Source organism: Arthrobacter sp. lap29 (assembly GCF_032458965.1).
GTDB classification, from domain to species: Bacteria; Actinomycetota; Actinomycetes; order Actinomycetales; family Micrococcaceae; genus Specibacter; species Specibacter psychrochitiniphilus.
On the sequence record NZ_JAUCEK010000004.1, the window covers coordinates 297,594 to 317,136 of the forward strand.

18 protein-coding genes are annotated in these 19,543 nt (G+C 61.3%); 8 read left to right on the plus strand and 10 right to left on the minus strand.

Features of this window, described 5'->3' with window-relative positions:
* Positions 1–49 precede the first annotated feature (49 nt).
* The 4 genes from RY113_RS08975 to RY113_RS08990 are packed head-to-tail and all read right to left on the minus strand — an operon-like array spanning position 50 to position 4,202.
* A complete protein-coding gene (locus RY113_RS08975) occupies positions 50–2,077 on the minus strand; it encodes a DUF5107 domain-containing protein (protein WP_315914284.1) in 2,028 nt (675 codons plus the stop codon).
* Positions 2,078–2,120: 43 nt separating this feature from the next.
* Positions 2,121–2,654 (minus strand): hypothetical protein, encoded by a 534-nt coding sequence (locus tag RY113_RS08980; protein ID WP_110104783.1) that lies wholly within the window; start codon positions 2,652–2,654, stop codon positions 2,121–2,123.
* Positions 2,647–3,540: a TIGR01777 family oxidoreductase gene (locus RY113_RS08985; protein WP_315914285.1), complete on the minus strand. Its 894-nt coding sequence runs from the start codon at positions 3,538–3,540 to the stop codon at positions 2,647–2,649. Before RY113_RS08985 ends, RY113_RS08980 begins: the two co-directional genes overlap by 8 nt.
* A complete protein-coding gene (locus tag RY113_RS08990; protein WP_315914286.1) occupies positions 3,537–4,202 on the minus strand; it encodes a TetR family transcriptional regulator in 666 nt (221 codons plus the stop codon). Before RY113_RS08990 ends, RY113_RS08985 begins: the two co-directional genes overlap by 4 nt.
* Before the next feature lie 566 nt (positions 4,203–4,768).
* On the opposite strand from RY113_RS08990, the gene RY113_RS08995 reads away from it, so the two are divergent.
* Positions 4,769–5,383: an RraA family protein gene (locus RY113_RS08995; RefSeq protein ID WP_110104785.1), complete on the plus strand. Its 615-nt coding sequence runs from the start codon at positions 4,769–4,771 to the stop codon at positions 5,381–5,383.
* A gap of 108 nt (positions 5,384–5,491) precedes the next feature.
* Here RY113_RS08995 and RY113_RS09000 read toward each other — a convergent pair whose 3' ends face one another.
* Complete coding sequence (locus RY113_RS09000) at positions 5,492–5,626, minus strand: hypothetical protein (protein ID WP_315914287.1); 135 nt, start codon at positions 5,624–5,626, stop codon at positions 5,492–5,494.
* Positions 5,627–5,995: 369 nt separating this feature from the next.
* Between RY113_RS09000 and RY113_RS18505 the strand changes: the two genes are divergently transcribed.
* From RY113_RS18505 to RY113_RS09010, 3 genes are all read left to right on the plus strand, one after another.
* Positions 5,996–6,481, plus strand: a complete 486-nt coding sequence (locus tag RY113_RS18505) for an RNA polymerase sigma factor (RefSeq protein WP_396334229.1) — start codon at positions 5,996–5,998, stop codon at positions 6,479–6,481.
* Positions 6,478–6,996, plus strand: a complete 519-nt coding sequence (locus tag RY113_RS09005) for a hypothetical protein (RefSeq protein ID WP_110104788.1) — start codon at positions 6,478–6,480, stop codon at positions 6,994–6,996. The genes RY113_RS18505 and RY113_RS09005 overlap by 4 nt, the downstream gene beginning before the upstream one ends.
* A gap of 101 nt (positions 6,997–7,097) precedes the next feature.
* Positions 7,098–7,466 carry a hypothetical protein gene (locus RY113_RS09010; protein ID WP_315914288.1) on the plus strand — a complete coding sequence of 123 codons (369 nt, stop codon included), beginning with the start codon at positions 7,098–7,100 and terminating at the stop codon, positions 7,464–7,466.
* Here the strand turns inward: RY113_RS09010 and RY113_RS09015 are convergent.
* The 5 genes from RY113_RS09015 to RY113_RS09035 all read right to left on the minus strand — a co-directional run bounded on the left by RY113_RS09015 (position 7,463) and on the right by RY113_RS09035 (position 14,656).
* Complete coding sequence (locus RY113_RS09015; protein WP_315914289.1) at positions 7,463–7,804, minus strand: hypothetical protein; 342 nt, start codon at positions 7,802–7,804, stop codon at positions 7,463–7,465. The two genes, RY113_RS09010 and RY113_RS09015, sit on opposite strands and share 4 nt — an antisense overlap.
* A gap of 39 nt (positions 7,805–7,843) precedes the next feature.
* On the minus strand, positions 7,844–8,479 hold the full coding sequence (locus RY113_RS09020; protein ID WP_315914290.1) for a CG0192-related protein: 636 nt from the start codon (positions 8,477–8,479) through the stop codon (positions 7,844–7,846).
* A gap of 66 nt (positions 8,480–8,545) precedes the next feature.
* Complete coding sequence (locus tag RY113_RS09025) at positions 8,546–11,437, minus strand: hypothetical protein (protein ID WP_315914291.1); 2,892 nt, start codon at positions 11,435–11,437, stop codon at positions 8,546–8,548.
* 90 nt (positions 11,438–11,527) lie between these two features.
* Positions 11,528–13,369, minus strand: a complete 1,842-nt coding sequence (locus tag RY113_RS09030; RefSeq protein WP_315914292.1) for an HSP90 family protein — start codon at positions 13,367–13,369, stop codon at positions 11,528–11,530.
* Positions 13,370–13,462: 93 nt separating this feature from the next.
* Entirely contained in the window at positions 13,463–14,656 is a 1,194-nt protein-coding gene (locus RY113_RS09035) for an ROK family transcriptional regulator (protein WP_110104794.1), read from the minus strand.
* 175 nt (positions 14,657–14,831) lie between these two features.
* Here RY113_RS09035 and RY113_RS09040 point away from each other — a divergent pair, with 175 nt between their 5' ends.
* Genes RY113_RS09040 through RY113_RS09055 form a run of 4 tightly spaced genes read left to right on the plus strand, consistent with a single transcriptional unit; the run spans position 14,832 to position 19,423 of the window.
* Entirely contained in the window at positions 14,832–16,154 is a 1,323-nt protein-coding gene (locus RY113_RS09040) for an extracellular solute-binding protein (protein ID WP_315914293.1), read from the plus strand.
* A complete protein-coding gene (locus RY113_RS09045) occupies positions 16,141–17,043 on the plus strand; it encodes a carbohydrate ABC transporter permease (protein WP_110104796.1) in 903 nt (300 codons plus the stop codon). The genes RY113_RS09040 and RY113_RS09045 overlap by 14 nt, the downstream gene beginning before the upstream one ends.
* Complete coding sequence (locus RY113_RS09050) at positions 17,040–17,957, plus strand: carbohydrate ABC transporter permease (RefSeq protein ID WP_245932022.1); 918 nt, start codon at positions 17,040–17,042, stop codon at positions 17,955–17,957. Before RY113_RS09045 ends, RY113_RS09050 begins: the two co-directional genes overlap by 4 nt.
* On the plus strand, positions 17,954–19,423 hold the full coding sequence (locus tag RY113_RS09055; protein ID WP_315914294.1) for a sulfatase-like hydrolase/transferase: 1,470 nt from the start codon (positions 17,954–17,956) through the stop codon (positions 19,421–19,423). The genes RY113_RS09050 and RY113_RS09055 overlap by 4 nt, the downstream gene beginning before the upstream one ends.
* Positions 19,424–19,543: the final 120 nt, after the last annotated feature.

The following is a 19,543-nucleotide window of genomic DNA, read 5'->3' on the forward strand; positions in this document are numbered from 1 at the left end:
GCGTTGCGCAAAACCCACCCGAATCCAACCGAGCGTCCAGGCCGGTGGGTTAGTGCATGTTGAACTGGTATGCCTCCGGCACGTCCTGGCCGGGGCAGACTTGGCGCCACAGATCGGTGAGCGAGTTGACCCCTTCACGCAGGTCCACCACCTCGACCCCTGCCACAAGAATCGCAGCAGCTGGCTCAATTTCGCCAAGGTCCGCATGCGCTTTGGCTTGCAGGAACTTGATCCTGCCAACCTCGGCCAACTGCGCTGGCGCTTTGCCCAGTAGCTCCAGAGACAGGGCCGGCTGCCCATTATTTTGGGCGAGCGTCATGGCCTCGATCAGCAGTTCCCGGCCCTCCGGTGCCAGAGCACAGGCTGTAGCAAGTTCGGCTAACCCGCCGGCAACATTCCCAGCCACCAACAGGGCCAGGCCCAGTCCACGATGGGCCAAGGCCCGGCTCGAATCGCTCAAGACGGCACCTGCCACAAACGTTGCCTCTAACGCCTGCCGGTACAAGGACGCCACAACCGCCAAGTCCCCGGCCGAGTCTGATGCCCGCGCGTGCACCATCACTGCACGGTGGAACGCGCCCTCGGCGCTCGTGTTCCGCCCTGCGCTCAGCAAGTCTTCCCAGTCCAGGCCGCGCACAAAGGAATGCGCGCCGCCGAACGGCTGGCTCGGAACCTGCCCTGCGGTGGCCTCGAAGGGCTTTTCAACAATGCCCTCGTTCGCATGCAGCAACTCAAGCCACGGCGCTTGCTCGTTGGTCAGGGTCTCAACCCCAAACGGGGTGCCAGTCTCATCAAGCCAGTCAGTCTGTGAATGTTCGCGGCGCACTCGCTCCAATGCTCCCCAGCCATTGCCAGCCACCAGCATTTCGGTAGGTGGCAGATCAGCCCAGCGTCCGGCGTGGGACAGGGCAGTGGCAATGGTCTCTTCAGAAGCCAGGGCCTCCACGCGCTCTGCACCATGAGCCACGGCACCATCCCACTCCCCGGCTGCCAGCGCCGGGTCAAGGGAGGCGTTGCCATACGCCTCAACCCACTGCCAGCTGGCGCCGCCAGGCATCGGCACGTGCTCAAACTGTGTCTGGGCCAGGCCGGCCTGCATCTCGGCATAGTGCCGCGGCGTGCCGGAGTCGGTGGGCGTGAGCCACTCCTGCCAGCGGTGCCCGCCCACGCTTTCACCCCAAACAAAAAGTTTGCGCCCTCGCAGCTGCGCCGAGGACACCAGCGCTAGCCCGTCGCCGTCGGCATCCGTGGCAACCTCCCAGCGCCGTTCCTGCGGGGCAATATCGAAGAAGAAGTCCACAGCCTGAGGATTCCGCACGGGCCAGGTGGCATCGGCGCCGCGGAAGTTGGTGGTGTCCACGCGCATCATGGAACCGTCATAATCTGTGGCGTACGATTCCCGCGCCGGGGCAATCACGCGTGTGTCCGGCGTCTGTGGAATAGCGGCGTTGGTCCACCAATACATGGGCACGGTGCGCTCGTTGGGGTTGCGGATGCGCACAGCCACCAGCACCACGCGGGAGTCCTCCGGCAGCCACGCATCGATCTGGAAAACCACCTCGCGCAGGCGGTCAAACTCCCACATACGCAGAATTTCCTGCCCCTCCGGCGTGCGCACCATGGCAGTATGCAGGGGCACGCTGGAGGTGGGCGAGTGCCCGCGCGTGCCAATGTTGTACTCAATCCCGCCGGCGAACCAGGCATTGCGCAGCGCCAGGTTCGCGAACTGGATCTTCTCATTCGTGTGCAGCAATTCCTTGCCGGTGGCCTTGTCGTCCAGCGACCACAGCCGCCCGCCCAGCTGCGGCAGGAACGTCGCCTTCACGTGCGCATTTTCAAGTACGACGGCGGTCAGGGCCGTTGCGCTTGTCTCTCGCGTGTAGCTCTCCTGCATGGAGTAGGGGAAAATGTTTGCAACTTTGCCCCAGCGCACACCGGCTGAAATTTCTTCCGGGATACCCTCCCCCACCGTGTAGGGAGGTTCCAGCAAAGACTGCACCGAGGGAAGGGGCGAATCCTTACCCAGTTCTGCCAGTTCAATGGTCCGGGTGGTGATTCTCAGGGTGGAGGCAGACACGTCGCGGTCATCCATTCTCGGCAAGTAGCGGGGGCAGGCAGTGTTATGGCGAGCCTACCGGATCGGTGCGGCTCAGCCCGTCTTCAAGGCCTCCAGGAACAAGCGGGTTACGGCGCGTCACAAGCTTGATGACGGACGCCCGGCCTATAGCACCGCACGCTGCGGTCCATAGGATCAAAGCGACCATGAGCCCACCCATTTCCGCAGAGTCCGGTGCATAGAAAAACAGAACAGCACCTGTTGCAACCACCCCCATAGCTAGGGCGAAGGCCACAACATGAAGGCGCTGGTCCCGGACCCTCCGCAATGGCCAGGCGAGCAGAACAGCCAGTGGCAGGCCAGCCAAGAGGGCAACTGGAAAACCAAACATCACCGCTAGGAAGAAGAAGCCCGCTCCCAACCCGTGTGGGCCCTCGGCGATCAAATTTGCAACAGTCAGCCCTAGGCAAAAGAGGAGGAAAGTGCCCAACCAACCGATGATCAGGGCGCTTGCACCGTAGCGCATCCTGAAACGATCCTTCTTGGCCCACTGGGCGCTCTGCGCCTGTCTGGGCGGGTACTGCCCTTCCTCAGCCACGGGAGCCGCCTGCGATGTCGGCAAGTGCACCAGCCAGTTCCGGGTGTTTCCACTCGAACCCGGCGTCCTGCAGTTTGCTCGCCGAGACCCAGCGGCTCTTGAGCACGAGCTCGGTTTCCGTGCAAATCAGCACGGCTCTTATCCGCAGCAGCCAGGCAGGGGCAGGCAGTCCGAAAGGCACGTGGTTAGCCCGGCGCACGGCTGCCATGAGGGTGGCATTTTTCACGACCCCGGGCGCGGCAATGTTGACCGGTCCGGTAATCTCCGGGTGGGAATGCAGGAAGATCACGGCACGGAACAGATCCTCGATGTGGACCCAACTGTATTTCTGTTCGCCGCCGCCCATGCGCCCGCCAAGCCCCAGCCGGACCAGGGTGTTGAAGGGGCGCATGGCACCGCCGCCGGGCCCCATCGCGATCGTGATGCGCAGCGGGATCCGCCGCGTGCCAGGGGTATTTGCGGCAGTCAGCGTTTCTTCCCAGCCCCGCGCCACCTCGACGGAGAAGCCGGAGCCAAGTTCGCCGTCGCACTCGTCTTGCGGCCGGTCCCGCGCATCACGGTAGATGGTCCCGGTGCTGGCATTGAACCAGTCCCGGGGTGGGCGGGTGCAGCCGGCAACGGCGCGGCCCAGCTCGGCGGTGGTCTCGCGGCGGGAGCGCATGATCTCGGCCTTGTTCGCTGGCGTGTAGCGGCAGGAGACAGACTTCCCGGCCAGGTTCACCAGCAAGTCCGCACCCTCGAGGAGTTCCGTGATGGCCGCGGTATTGCCCCACACGGCGTCGCCCGTTCGCCCCACAGTGCGGACCTGCCACCCACCGGCGGCAAACTCACGGCGGAAATACGTGCCGATAAAGCCGGAGGCACCCGCAATCACCACACTTTTCATCCTTGCACCCGGGCCTTCAGCGCGAGCGCTTCCTCAATGAGCGGCTTCACCACGGGCAGCCTCGAAAGTCCCACCAGTTTGGCAATCAGAGGGGCGGCCCCGTCGATCAGGGCGCGGGTGCGGCGTTGGTCTTCGGAATGGTCGTACACCCAAAACAGGACTACACCCATATAGCCGAGCCACAGCAGTTCCGGCAGCTGGGCACGCAGGAACGCTGGCACCTTTGCCCCTTCAACAACCTGGCGGAAGGTCCCAATGGCGTCTTCCCGGACCTCAGCGGAAGCCGGACCAAAGGGGTTGACCGCAGATTGCGGGGGCAGTGCGCTACCAACGAAGGCACCGCCAAACGCGTGATAGGGGGTCATTGCATCAACACCGGCATGAAGTGCCGCCTTCAGCCGCTCACCCAGGCCTGACTTGTCCTGCAAGGCTGCGCTGGCAGCAGCCCGCTGCTCCGTCACGGACTCGCGGTAAAGCTCCAGGACCAGTTCATCCTTGGATGCAAAGTAGTAATAGGTGCTCCCCAGTGAAACACCCGCCTCCTCCGCGATAGCGCGCATGGTGGTTTTGGCATAGCCCTGGCTCCGAAACAAGCCAAGGGCACTCTGGCGCACCAGAGCCTTCGTTTGATCGCTCTTGCGCTCCAACCGGTTGTCATTCATGCCGAGTCCCATCTTTTGAACGTGTTCAGTTCAAAGTAAAGCACTCTTTTTGAACACGTTCAAATATTACTAGTGAGCCTATGTATGTCGTTTCCAGTACTCGTCTGCACAAATTTCAAGACTCGCCTGCACGGCCGTTCATCGGGGAGAAACGTACAGCGCGGCTGTCGGAGGAAGTCGGAGACCTGACCCGCGAGATGGTTCGGCAAGCAGTTCTTGACTCGGCAGGAACACTCGCTGAAGGCGGTTAAACGTGATATCACTGCTTCATGACGGGCTCACCAACTGCCTGTCCCCGCTCGGAACACAGTAGAGCAGCTGACCCGCGCATTGAGCCCGGTGGAGGTGTGCTGGCGCAGGAGAGGCCCTGCTCCGGTGAGGCCATTACAGTCTGCAGGAGACGAGGTTCTGGTGATCGATCTGATCGTCGTCGAGGCACATCGACAGCTAGCCTTCCGGATCCTCGTTCGGCACCAGCTGTACCCGCCCAAGCAACACTCACCAGGCACGTCCACGACCATTGGCCAGTAGGCTCAAAGTGCATCCGATCACTTTAGGGAGTCCTCATGTCAGCCTTGCCGCAGTTTGTCTCGCCCACAGCAGTCGCCGATCAGGTTAACCGGTCGCAAATCCTTAGTTCTGAAATTCGGCCGTTGTGGGACGGTGCGCAACTAAACGGACCGGCCTATACAGTGCGCTGCGCCCCTGGAGATAATTTGATGCTCCACGCAGCGATTCACCGTGCCCCCGTTGGGTCTGTACTGGTAGTTGACGGCGGTGATGCTTCCCATGCAATCGCAGGCGGAAACGTTTGTGCTGTCGCACTCCGGCGCGGGATTGCCGGTTTGATAGTCGACGGCGCGATCCGTGATGTCAAAGAAATCCGTGAACTCGGGTTTCCCGTATTTGCGCGTGCCGTAGTGCCTAAGCCAGGGCTGAAAGCTGTGGTACTTCCGCTGCAACAACCCGTGAACTGCGGTGGCGTACTCATTCACCCAGGTGATTTCATCGTTGCGGATGAGGAAGGGATCGTCGCTGTGCCAGCTGACCGCCTGGAAACGGTATTGAAAGCGGTCTCGGCGAAAGCCCAGCAAGAGGATGCCCAGACACTTGATGCTTGGAACACCGAACATGATGAAAAGATCAACTCGATTTTGCGCGCAGCAGGCGTCGATTGGTAGAAGGTGCGCCAAGATACAGGGCCCGCAGCACCTAACAGTCAGAGACTGTAATCTGGTGGCTCCCGCAAGAGCTTGCCGTTATGGAATTCTGATGCTCTAAAAGGAAGCTCAATTTTGATTCTGTGCAGTGCCAGCTTTCTCGCTCAGACGCTCCGGCTTTGACGTGGTGACGACGAGCGCCCCGCCAACGAGCACCCCAATGGACAGAATCAAGGTCAACAGTGCGGTTCGGCTTAGTAACATGCCTCCCACTGTACAAATCATTCGGATTTATGCCGAAGTATGTGCCCGTGCATCCCGCTGCATAAACGTGAAGTGGGTTTTTGCCAACCCTTGCACAGTAGTTCTCTCTCAGTAGCTCTCTCATCGGGCGGCAGGGTTCGTTTCGTTGCTCTAAAACGAGTCATGAAGTCGAGTACTGACAACGGCACTGCTGCATCCGCCGGCGAAAAAATACTACGCCGCAGTGATGAGACGATTACTCGGCTACGGACATAGACAGGTGTAAGCGTCAACAAATCCAATGAAAGCGAGTGTGCAGCAACGAAGTCCGAAGCTGTCCAAGCTGCCCGCCAGGTCTCGGAACATGAGCTACTCAGACGCCTCCAAACAGTGGACCACGAAGCTTTTCGGGAGATCTACGAACGTCATTTCAAGGCGACCACCACCGTTGCCCATCGCTTTCTCGGGTCTAGGAACTCTGCTGAGGACGCAGTCCAAGCCACGTTCATAGTGCTGTGGGAAAAATCCAACGACATTGACTTGCCCGGCGGCTCGCTGATGCCTTGGCTGGCGACGGTGTGCCGCCTGCAGTGCCGGAACATCCGCAAGAAGGAATGGCGAAGCGACCACGCGGATCTGGCAGATCACCCCACCTCCACCAGCCGGGGCACAACATCGAAAGCCACGCCATGGATGCCGCGCTGCTGCGAAGCCTGCAACCCGAGCTCGCGGCACTCTCGGCCACGGACCGAGAGATTTTTCGGCTCTGCCTGGTCAACGCTTTTCAGCTACGAAGCCGCTGCGCAGTCATTGGGAATCACCCATTCAGCAGTCCGCAACCGGCTCTCCCGCCAGCGAATAAAGGATGCATCATGAACAATGAACAACACGATCACTGGCCCACTGACGCTGACATGGACCGGGTTTGGTCTAGCACCCAAAATGAAATCGCACGGAAACAGCACACGGCCAAGATGCGTAAGGTGACTCTCCTGGCCGGCACGGGAACACTGGTGCTCGGTATTAGCGCAGCAGCAATTGTTATTCCCGCAACCCAGTTCCAGATCGACAACACGACCCGTTGTTACAGCGCGCAATCCACCACTTCTGAATATACGGATGCCGCACAGGCTGATGGCATGGACCCCCTTGGAGTTGCCGGTGCCATCAGTTCCTGCGAAGCCACCTGGGCCTACGGATTCATGGTTCCCGGAAAATTCGTTGGCCCCGAGAACACGAATCATGGCCCCGTCACCACATCCCCCGCTTTGGGTGCCTGCCTGAATCCCAACAACACCGTGGTTGTGTTCCCGCTTAAGGACGAGCGTGGGACCGTTCTGACTGAGGAACAGCTCTGCCAGAAGGTCAATCTACGCCTGGCAGCCAGATAGCCTGGCCCGCGCTCCCAGTCCCTGGCCTTTTAGTCAGGGGCCCCTTCGGTACGGTGAATGGATGCCGGATGACACCGGGGCAGAGCTAAAAGGGGATAAGTTTGTCTGTGAATTCCAAGCAGCCGAGTACACCAAGAACAGCGACGCGAGCGTTGCCTTTGCTGCTTGTTATACCGGCTTGCGCCCTGATCGCGAGCATCGTGTTGTGGCTAATTCTCAGTCCACTACTGCCCAACCAGATTGCCAGGCATGTGGGCCCCGACGGCGTTGGGTACAGCCCCACAATCCTTGTGCTGGCCGTCCTGTTTGGTGCGGCCGCTGTGCCGTTCCTGATCGGCGTCGCCCAAGAGCAGGCCTCCAGCAACTCGGTGGCCATGGGTCTACTGGGCTTCCTGCTCCTGTTCATTGCGGCAGCAATTGCTTACTCCGCGCTGCTCCCACGGGCAGAACCGGAACCTGCGCCTTGCTAAAAACCGGGAATCAGCCACACGGCAAATCCCATGACCACGGCGCCGCTTGCAATGGCAATGCTCCGCCACGGACGCATGCCGAAACGCCGGGCCAGCGGCCACGCTCCGAGCGCTGCTCCGGTGAGCACTACTGCGAAGGCAACAAGGCCGGCAATGGTCGCCCAGGACTCTTCGCCGTCGTTGGTAGTGGGCTCCCCCGCCCAGAGACCCATGGTGCTGCCGAGCGCTTGAAGGCCAATGAACAAGAAGACGGCAGGGATGATCAATAGGATAAACGCCGCGGCGTAAATCAGCACCAGAAAGCAGAATCCCAAGGCTTTCTTTCGGGGCTTGGGCACGGTCAAGCCACTCTCGGGTATCGTTTCCCCGCTCTGAGCTCAGGCAGCGATAGCAGCGGCAAGCAAAACCGGTACTTCCTGCCCGTCCCAGCGCGCGCTCAATGAGTGCTCATGCTGCACCGTCCCGGTGGTGTCCAATTCTCGCAAAATGGCAAAGTTCACTGCTCCGCAGGGAACGTTCGTGATTACCCCGGTGGTCGCCGGGAACCCGCAGCGCAAGTCCGGCAGCCCGGCGTCGGACGTGGCGGGAGTTCCCGTACTGGCCAGCTGGACCGTGGCCGGAAGGACTCCCCCACCAGCGGCGGCAAGGGTTTCCACGGCCTGCGGTTTGTCAGTCAGGATCGCAGCAGCGAGTTCGCCGAGGTAGACGGGATCGGCTGTAGCATCGTAGACCCAGCGCCGGCCCAGGACTGAATGCTCCATGGTGGCGATGAGGAAATCCTGCGCCCCGGCCAGCGGCGCGCCCCGGTACGTCAGCGGCACCTGATAGGTGCGGCCGTCTACCGCCACCAGGTGGGTTTCAATCCCCACTTCACCCGCAGGGTCATCGAAACGGTAGGCGCCAACCCTCACGAGAGTGGCGGCGTCGCCCTGAAACCACGGCTGCGACGGCAACCACTCAATGAGGAGCTCAGACTTGGACGGGTGCAGCTGCGCGTCATGAATAATAGCCATGCGGCCCAGTCTAGGTGGCCCAGTACTAAGTGGCACCCTATTAAGTTGCCCAGCGCGCAGAGGTAGCTAGCCGCGCTGCTGGCCTTCTTCCGCCTCTGCGCGCACAGCTGCGGCTTCGGCATTTCTGCCACCGGCTTCAAGACAGTCGGCCAATTGGTGGCGGACAATTTCCTGCCCCTGAGGATCCCCCTGCAGCTCTTCCAATACGCTGTGGTAAATAGCCACGGCGTCGTCATGGCGTTTGGCATTGTCCAGCATGTGCGCAGCCTGCAAAAGCGCCAAGACGGACTGCTGTTGCCCATCATCAAGAGTTTCCAAGGCACTGGCGGCTTGCAGTGCCTGCGCCACCGCCGCATCCACCTCTTCTGCCCGGAACAGGTGGCGGGCACGGATCAGCTGGATCTGCGCCGCCTGCACGCCCGAATCGGCCTGTACGGCAAGCGTGCTGGCGGTCTCAATCGTGGCGGCGGCGGTATCGTCGTCGTCCAGGCTGAGCACTTCCGCTAGCTGCATGTGGGCGGCGATCAGGGCCTGCGGCTCTATCCCAACAGCCCCTGATTCAAGAGCACTCGCCAACGTGTCAACGGCTTGCCGCGCGCTTTGGGCAGCCAGCTCAAGATAGCCCGCTTCCTGATAAGTGGAACTGAGCGCCAGGTGCAGCTGTGCCACCCGGTCAGCTTCCCCGTTGGCCGCAAAGGCCGTAATTCCCACAGCCCAGGCGTTCACCGCACCGCCGAGTTCACCGGCGCCGCGCAGGGCCATACCCAGAAGTTCGTACAGTTCCCCGCGGTCATGGTCCCCTATGTCCAGCCCGGAATTATTCAGGGTCTCATCTATGATCTCAATGGCTTCCTCGTTGGAGCCGTGTTCCACCAGATCCCTGGACAGTGTGTAGGCCAGGCCCAGCACTTGTGGGGACTCGGCCAACCGGGCCTGCGCGATGCCAAAGCGCAGGCGCGAACGGAATTCCTCGGTACGGCCCATATCGGCCAAAATGGCCGCCGTCAGGGCACTGGACTGCGCCGCAGTCTCACGCGCTCCCACACTCAACAGCAAATCCGTGGACTCTTCGGCATCGGCCAAGGCGCTGACGAGCTCACCTCGCTGTGCCGCCAGCCGCGCCCGCATCCCCAAGCTGGTGGCCCTGCGGACCACGTACGTCTCCAACTCCAGATTCCGTTGCACCCAACGGCTCATCTCCTCGAGGTCATCAGATTCAACGGCAAGGCGCAGCATGAGCGAGGAGTGATAAGCCCTGGCCCGGCGCAGCACTTGCTCCGATGGTGCCAGGAAAGAAACGGCCCATTCGTTGATGGCCGCCTCCGTCTCCGTCAGGGCTACCCGGGCTTGTTCTAGGTGACCGCCGGCGATCAAGAGATAGGCACGGTCGGCATAAAGGTCATAGCAAGCTTCGGGGTGGTCTGTGAGGGACGCCAGTTCCTTGGTGATGAGGGCCAGTTTCGCCTCAGTACCTTCCGCATTGTCCGCATTGCCTGGCCCGTCCAGCAGCTCGGTGGTCCGCTCCGCCAAAGCCGCCATGGTCTCATCCCCGGCAGCACGCAGCGCAGCAGCACGCAACGAAACGGATTCCCGCAGCAACTCCGTATTCTTCTCCCCCGGTAAGCTGGCGTAAATTCCGCCAGCAACCCGGTGCAGGGAGGCCAGCTCCCGGGGGTCTTCGGTGCCGCGCACACCGCTGGCATAGGCCGCCAGGGCTGCGTCATACTGGCCGGTAGCTGCTAAATCTATAGCCCGAATACGCCACTCTTCAGTGCCCTGAGGTTCGACGGCGGCCGGCTGGGCCAAAGTAGTGAGCGCCTCGTCCCCGAGCGGCAACGGGTGAGTTTCGGCCACCAGCTCCCGGCGTGCTCGCACCTGCTGGGCGTGCCAGCTATTGCCATTGCGATCATCGAAATCTGCAGCCAGGGCCTCCGCCGCAGCCCAGCACAAGGGCGCCAGTTCCTGGGCGGAAAGAACACCCTGACGCTCCCCCAAGAAGGGATTCAGAAGTGCGCTGTCCGAGCCCCGGATAGGGATCTCGCCGTTGCCGCCTGCAACCACTTTCTCCATCAGCAAGCCCAGCGCGGTGAGGAAGTTCAAGTGTTTCCGGTGGGACAAGGGATCGTGGGCCAGCCAGGCCAAATGCCGTTCGGCCAGTGCCACGCCACGGGCCTCATTGCCTGTTACGGCACAGAACACCACATGGTTGGCGATGATCCCCAAGTTATCGGCATTGTTCCGGGCTGCGCGCAGACTGCGCCGGTGCAAGGAATCCAGGCCATCTACGTCACCGGCGCGCAGTAAGGGAAGTAGCACCATGGAAATTGCGTTCTCCGGCTCTTCACCGCAACTGAAGCCGCCGTCCATGATTTCCGCAAAGGCGCCAATACCCTGTTCCACATCCCCAATGCTCAGGTAGTAGTCCATGGCAACCGAGCGGACACAAGCCTCACAGTGGGAGTAGTCATCACGCTCCGTGGCATTCAGGGTGGCGAACGCTTCCCGGGCGTCCTCGAGATGGCCATCATAGAAGGCCAATTCGAAGCGTGCCATGGCCACCCCGGACATCCCCAGGTTGGCCCTGCGGTAATGCTGGTCCATGTCCTCCATGACGGCCGCTATTTGTTCTCTGGAAAATCGGGGGTCGGCGCCCAGCACGCCCGCCATCCATTTGAACTGCCACATGAGGTCGCTGCCCTCATCAGGTTCTGCCGGGAACCGCAGCGGGTCTTGGTCATGCTTAGCCAGGCACCAGGCAAAATTGGTCAGGAGCATGTCCGTGTCTCCTGACATTTGGGCATTGTTGCCCATGATCAAGCGCACCCGGTATTCACCGGACTCATCGCCTTGCTCCACTGCGAGCGCCAACGCCTTTTCCACAATGGCAGCAAGTTCGGGCCCCCAAGAGGAGGTTGCCGCCTCGTGGATGAGGCCTTCAAGTCCTTCGCTCGTGTTCATTTCAAGTTCCCTCACGGTGGCAGGTTGTTGGCGCCCGGGCTAGGGGCGGTGCCGGCAATGGATCAACCAGCGATTAAAATTCGGGCGGCGCTAATGTTCCAGGCTCAACTGCACCAGGTCACTGAGCGATTCGGTGAGCAGGCTGCGCTGGGCGGCTCCCAACGGCAGATGAGCTGCGAGCATAGCCTGCACATACAGCAGCTTCATGGTCCGGTTAAACACTGCCTCGTCGCTGCTGCGGGCCAATGTGCGGATCAGTGGGTTCTCCCAATTGGCGCACAGGGTGGCTTGTGGCAGCCGGCGGTTGAGCTCCGTTGCAGCGTCTAGCGACTTTCCTGCCTGGTCCAGCACACCGTTCCATAACGAGTTGGACACCCTGCGGGCGGCGCTGCGCTGGAGTCCTCGCAGCACCGCATCATCTGCCAGATACAGTGCCGAAACGTTGGCCGGTGAAAAACTGCGCACACTGACTTGTACGTCAAAGGAGGCCAGTACGGCACTGGCGCGCTGTTCGAAGACCAGCACCGTGGCACGCTCGGCCAGGGCCGGGACGGCGAGAGTATCCAGCAGCGAGGCCAGGGCAACCTTCTCCACGGTGGCCCCGTCAAAGAGGAATGGCAGGCGGCGGATAATCTCCGCGTCATACACGTAGCCCCCATTGACCACGGGGTCCTCGGCAGGGACAATCGCGGCAATTTGGCGGAATTCTTCCAGCGACTCTGTGTAGCGGATGAGCTGCTTGCGGGACACCAGCTCCTCGATGCTCATCCGTCCGGCAGTGGTCTCCAGGCTCAGCCAACGCGTCAGGAATGAGGCAAGTTCGTCGTCGTAGGCCACCAGCGATTTCAAGCCCAGGTGGTGGATGGAGACAAACTCTGCCAGCTTGTTCGGGTTCCCGGTACCCATGCGGATGATCCAGGCGCGCAGGGCCGCACCCAGCTCAGCCCGGGTGATCTCCAGCGATTCATCGGCCACCAGCGATTCCCGGGACGCCGTGGGTTTCAGACCGGTGGAATCCACCACGGCACGTGCAAAGAACGCCCACTCAGGCAGCAGGTCCTGACTGCGCTCCTGCACCAGCATGCCGCCGAGGTACACCGAATGCGCGGCACGGGCTGCCGGTGGCGGCGTGAACGGCAGGATGTAGGCGGTGCCGCGCGTGCCGGTGGCGGGGCTGCTCAGCTCAATGGCGTCCAGCGGGCGGGTGCCCAGAAGTTCGGTGCCCAGTTCCATGATCTCACTGCGCCGATCCAGACGCTCCTGACCGCCCAGCGCAAACACCGGGGACTGGTTGATGGTGTCGAATCCGCCGGTGCCGTCGGCAATCAAGATGGGCACGGGCAGGTAGCGCCCGTAGCGGCTGGCCAACTCGGTGACCTGTGCGCGGTGGCACAGTTCAGCATCGTCAGCGCGCGGGCGCAGCTTCACACTGGTCCCCACGGGAAGCTCGGCACCGCGCAGAACACTGACGCTGAAAGTCCCGGCCGCGGACCCTACCCAGCGCACGGCGCTCTCGCCGGCTTTTCGGGAGACAACCACAATTTCATCAGCCACCATGAAGCAGGAGAGCAGGCCGATCCCGAACTGCCCCAATAGATCCTGACGGGGCATGTCAAAGAGGTCACGCTTGGAGCTGCGGCCCACGGTAGCCAACAGTTGCGCCACTTCCTCCGCGTTCAAGCCGATCCCGTCATCATCAATGCGAAATTCGGGGTTGTCCGGGCTCGAGGGGAATATGCGGATCTCCCCGCGCCCTTCGCCGTCCCCGTAGCCGGATTCCGCACGCCTAGCGGAAATGGCGTCGCACCCATTTTGAATCAGCTCACGCAGATAGACCTGCGGGCCCGAATAAATGTGCCGACTTAGCAAATCAACAACGCCGTGCAGGTCAACTTGGAACGGACGGGCCTGGGACCCAACAGCAGAACTCATGCCCTCAATCCTATCGGCCACCACGCCCGGCGGGTGCCGGGCCCGGCGTTCAGACCGGTGTTCAGCCGCGGCGCTGCGGAACGATGGCGGTGTTCAGATCAGTTGCGGCAGTCCCGAGTGCAATGCGGCCCAGCCGATGGGGTCACTAAAGAGGATTTCCGCACCAAGCAACCCAACCCCCACGGTGGAGGCCTCATCACCGAGCGGGGACTTCACCATCAGCTGGGCAGCCTGAGGATGCAATTGCTCCAGTGCTGCCACAAAGGGCTGCCAGAACGCGTCACCCAAGGCCAGAGGGTAGCCGCCAACTGTCATGGCCTGCGCTGGACGGATGGTGATGACGGCCGCAACAACCCGGGCCAGCCACTGTGCCACCGATTCGATGAGCGTGCAGACCTGCTGATTTCCCTGGCCGGCCTCCTCCGACAACCTCCGGCTGAGATCGTTCATGCCGCCGGGGCCGGTGGTATGGGCTAGGCCGAGCCTGGCGGCACCGTCCACGAGGATTTGGAACCCCGCCACCGCATCAAGACAGCCAAAGCGTCCGCACAAGCACTGCGGCCCGCCGGCCAGCATGGGCATATGTCCGAATTCGCCCACCAGCCCTAGACTGCCCAACGAGCCGTCCCGGATATAGGACAGGCCGGCTCCATAACCAATTTGTAGGTGGGCCAGGTTAGGCAGGCCCATCCTGCTGTTCGCCAGGGCTGCTGCGCCGGAGACATCGGCCAGACGCACCTGGTACCTGTTCTCAATCAGGGATTCCAACTCATCACAAAATGGCACCTTTCCCCACCCCAGTGGCAGGGAAAACTTGACGGTGCGCAGCGAATCATCGAGCTCGGCGGGCAGGGCAACGCCTATGCCAATGATGGTGTATCTGGGCAGGAGGGCTGCGGCCAGAATCCGTTGCGCCAAAATAGCGAGCAGCGCGGGGGCCGTCACACCGGGTGGCAGATCAATGACCTGCTGAGAAACCACTGTTCCGTCCACATCCCTGACCACCTCGATGGCCCGGTCCACGCGAATGTCGAACCCGATGGAAGCAAACTTACCCAGGGCCAGCTGCAGGCCGATGGGCCGGCGCCCCGGACCGGATTGCGGGGCCTGCCCTTCCACAAGGAGACCTGCAGCCACCAGTTCAGCCACGGGTCGTGACACGCCAACCTTGGTCAGGTTCAGGACCTCGGCAAGTTGGGCGCGGGAAATGCCGCTGGCGTCCCTGACGGCGCGCAGCACCCGGACCTGGTTGTGACGTTTAACGCCGCCCTGAGTCATGGAAATCATGTTCGCCCACCGTTCAACAGCTATCTGAGACCGCGTTCAAATTTTGAAAGTTACTCGGCCACCTTGACAGAGTGATACATAACACAGCACCCTTAGTAACATCATGTTACCAACATAGCGCGGAACATGGTGCATCCGCTCCAGGCACACCCAACCGTCATGAAAGTGAAGAGACATGCCCAACGCAGCGCACACTACCTCCCATCTTCCCTCCCGCCGCACCATTCTCCGGGCAGGCACGCTCGCCGCCGGGCTTGGGGCACTATCTGCCCTCTCGGCCTGCGGCACGGGCACAGGATCGGCCACTGGCGGAGGCGGCAAGACACTCTCCTTGCAGTTGCTGGGGGCAGATGAGAAGACCATCGACTTTTTGAAAACAACTGTGGCAGAACAATTCAAGACCAAAACGGGCTTTGAGCTGGAATTGCGCACCTCAGACTGGGCCTCCGGCTTTCAGAAGATGGTCACAGCCGCAGCCAGCAGCTCCCTGGCCGATGTGGTGACACTGGGTGGCATTTGGACCGCACCGCTGGCGTCCAAGAATGCCCTGCTACCGCTGGATGAGAAATTTGCTGCCTGGGATGAAATCGCACAGTTCAACAAGAACATGCTCACGGACGCCCGCTACGAGGACAAGCTCTACGCGCTACCCTTCGCCGCCGATACCCGCACGGCCTGCTACCGCATGGACCATCTGGAAAGTGTCGGCTACACAGAGGACACGCTGCCCACCACCTGGGATGAATACAAGGCCATGGCCGAGAAGCTCTCCACCAAGAACGGCGGGCCCGCCAAGAGCCCCATCTCCTGGTTCAATGACAAATCCATTGGCATCCAACAGTCCTTTGCACAGCTGATGTTCCAGGCTGGCGGCAGCTACTGGGACTCCTCCGGAAAGGCCACGTTCTCCAGCGACGCGGGCAAGAACGCTCTTGACTACCTTGTTTCCTTCTACAAGGACGGCCTCTCCGACTTCAATGATGTGTTCACCGGCACCGGGGCGGGAGCCGTGGCTGCCGGACGCTCCAGTGCCGAATATTCGGGCTTGCTGGTATACCGCAACACCCAGGACTTTGCGGACAAGCCCACACCGAAGATCGTTGCCGGCCCGCCGTTGAAGGCCACCTCTAGCAGCGCGCCCGTCTCCTCGGCCTGGGTCAACAAGTTCGGCGTTGCCGCTGGCACCAAGCACCAAGACGAAGCCTGGGAACTGGTTAAGCTGCTCACCAGCGTCAGCACCATGGAAACCCTCAATGAGCGGGTCGGCGCCCTTCCCACCCGTACCGACGCCGTCAATTCAGACTTCTTCAAGGGCCTGCCCGAGGGATTCAGCAAGGCCAGCGAATTCGTGGTGACCCAACCCTCAAGTCCCAACATGCTCGCCATCGGCCCGGCCATCAAGATTGTGCTCCAGAAGGCCATCTTGGGCCAGGCCACCACCGAGGAAGCCCTGACTGAAATTGATAAGAAGGTGAATGAAATCAATGGCGTCGCCTAGTTCACTAGCCGAACGGAAAATGCGCCGTGCCGGCGTAGCTCTTGTCACGCCGGCAGTGGCAGTCATTCTGCTTATCAGCATCATCCCCTTGATCGTGGCCGGCTACTTCAGCTTGACCAAGTTCGACATGATCAACAAGCCACAGTGGGTGGGCCTGGAAAACTACCGCAGGCTCTTTGGCGACGAGGCGTTTTGGGAAGCGGCCACAAACACGTTCTATTTTGCGTTCGGGCAGGTGGTTGTCGGCGTTGTTGTGGCCCTCATGGTGGCCATGCTGTTCAGTCAGGCCCTCAAGGGCGGCGCCGCCATGCGCACCGTAGTCTATATTCCGCAGGCCGCCTCTTACGTAGTGATCTCACTGATCTGGACGTTCCTTTTTGATCCGGCTATCGGGCCGATCAACGCAGCACTCAACGGACTGGGCATTGACACCATTTACTTCCTGACCGACCAAAATTGGGCCATGCCCTCCATCATGGTCATGAGCCTGTGGCGCAATCTGGGATATTTCATGGTGATCCTGCTAGCCGGCATCCAAGCCATCCCCACCTCCATCAATGAGGCAGCTCACGTGGATGGCGCTAATGCATTCCAGCGCTTTTTCCTCGTCACCATTCCACAATTGAAGTCAACCCTGCTGTTCGTCTTCGTCACCTGGTTCCTGGGCGCCATGCAAATGTTCACCCAGTCCTACGTCATGACCCAGGGCGGGCCCATCAACGCAACCCGCACCCTCGTCTACCGCATGTATGACTCGGCTTTCACGGAACTGAACATTGGTGCCGCCAGCAGCATCGCCGTCCTGTTGTTCCTGGCCGTTGTGTTGGCCTCGCTGCTGCTGAAGCTTGGCCAGAAGCTGTTTTCCCGACAGGAGCTGTCCACACCATGAGCACCGTCCTTGATCGAATCGACGAAAAGTCGCAGGCCCGTCCACCCCGCATGCAGAAGGCCCGACGGCGGAAACCCGGCCGCGCACGGCTGTACGTGATCGCACTGGTGGTCTGTGCCATGTATTTGGTCCCCATGCTCTATGTGGTGGGGGTTTCCCTAGGCGGGCCCACTGCCTCCGGCGGGGCGCTATTCTCCGACGGCGTGCACCCCGAGAACTTCCTCAACGCCTTCCAAAGCGCCGACTTCGCCCTATATTTTGCCAACTCCACCATTGTCACCGTGGTCTCCTCGGCCTGCCAAGTCGCCCTGTCGTGCATGGCAGGTTATGCGCTGGCCCGGATCAATTTCCGCGGCCGGGGCCTGGTCATGGGCGGGCTCATCGCCCTTCTGGTAGTACCTCCAGAAGTCATCATGGTGCCACTGTTCATCATCTTGACGAAGTTCCCGCTACTCGGCGGAAACGACATCCTGGGCGCCGGTGGCGGCGGACTCCTGAACACCTACTTCGGTCTCATGGTCCCCCATCTGGCCAGCGCCCTGGGCGTGTTCCTCATGCGTCAGTTCTACATTGACCTACCCGATGAACTGGGCCAGGCCGCCAGACTGGACGGCGCAGGGGAGTTCCGCATCTTCTGGCAGGTCTACACGCCGCTGGCGTTCCCAGCCGTCGCCGTCGTTGCCGTACTGGCATTCCAGGGCGCCTGGAACGATTTCCTGTGGCCCTTGATCATGACACGTTCCAATGACATGCAAACACTCCAGCTTGGCCTGACGGTTTTCTTCCAACAGGACTCCACTCAGTGGAACTTGCTCATGGCAGCCGTTTTAATCATTAGTATTCCCGTAGTGGTGCTGTTCCTCTTCGGCCAGCGCTACTTCCAAAGCGGCATCGTGGCAGGATCGGATAAATGAGTAAGCAAACAGCAGCCAAAGCGCCAAACTTCATTGTTGTCATGACTGACGACCAAGGCGCCTGGGCCCGCGGGCGCACCATGCCCGAATTGATCACCCCTGTTCTGGATGAACTGGGCGAGACCGGATTGGAACTGACCCGGTTCTTCTGCACCTCCCCGGTGTGTTCACCGGCACGCGCGTCGTTGGTGACAGGGAGGATGCCCTCGGCCCACGGTGTGCATGACTGGTTGCGCAGTGAAAACAGCGGTGTCAGCACACGAGGCGTGCATTACTTGCAGGATTTTGCCACCACCCCGGAACTACTCCATGAGGCCGGGTACACGTGCGCCCACTCGGGCAAGTGGCATCTGGGCGACGCCCGCACGCCCGCCCCCGGATTCAGTCATTGGTATAGCCACCGGGATGGCGGCGGATCCTACTTTGGTGCACCTGTCATTGCTGACGGCAAGGAGCAATCCGAGGATGGCTACATCACGCACGCGATCACCAAAAATGCCGCCGCCATGCTGACTGAGCTGGCCCAGGCGGAAGAACCGTTCTATCTGCAGGTGCACTACACAGCACCACATTCCCCTTGGACGGACGGCAACCACCCGCAGGAATATGTGGACCTGTACAAAGACTGCGAGTTCCCCAGCATTCCCCGGCCTCCCGCCCATGACTGGTTCAACTGGGACCACGGCGATCTGGCTGCAGCAATGCGGAACCCGCAGGAAAACTTGGCCGGTTTCTGTGCCGCACTCACGGCGGTGGACCGGGGCGTGGGGAGTCTGCTGAACATTTTGGACGACGCCGGAATCCGCGATGATACCTATGTCATTTTCACCTCCGACAATGGGTTCAGCTGCGGCCACCACGGCATTTGGGGCAAGGGCAACGGCACCACGCCCCTCAACGTGTGGGATAACTCCATCCTGGTCCCGTTCATCATCAACCGGCCCGGGACCATTGTGCCGCGGCTCGATGACACCATGACCTCCGCGGCGTCCCTGCACGCCACACTGCTTGAGTTGGCTGGAGCCCCGGCCCCGCTGGATCCCTTGATTGCCGGCGAGTCCATGGCTCCCCGGTTCCTGAATGACGTCGCAGATGCGGATGCCAGCGCGAAGGATGCCAGCAGGAAGGATGCCATTGTGATCTTCGACGAGTACGGCGGCACCCGGATGATCCGTACCAAGTCCCACAAGCTAGTGGTGCGCTATGGCGGGGCCGTCTGTGAGCTCTACGATCTTCTGGCCGACCCGCAGGAAAGCCGAAACGAGATTGACAATCCCGCCTTCGCGACTCGCCGGCAAGAGTTGCAGGAGCAGCTGACGGACTGGTTTGCCGCGCATTCCGAGCCCCGTTTTGATGCCTTCGACCGTCCCGTCACCGGTCTTGGCCAGACCTCCCCCGTCTGGGTTCCCATGGCCGACTCGCAGCGCTATGTGGAGCCTGGCATTCCTGCCACCCCGGGCGCCTGAGCCGTTTCCGCAGCGAGCTGCACAAAGTGCGGGGCCAGCTTTCCCAGAAGGGAAAGCTGGCCCCGCACTTTTTTGTCTTCTCCAACCGGATCAGTGCCGGCAGGCTCAGCGACTACTGGC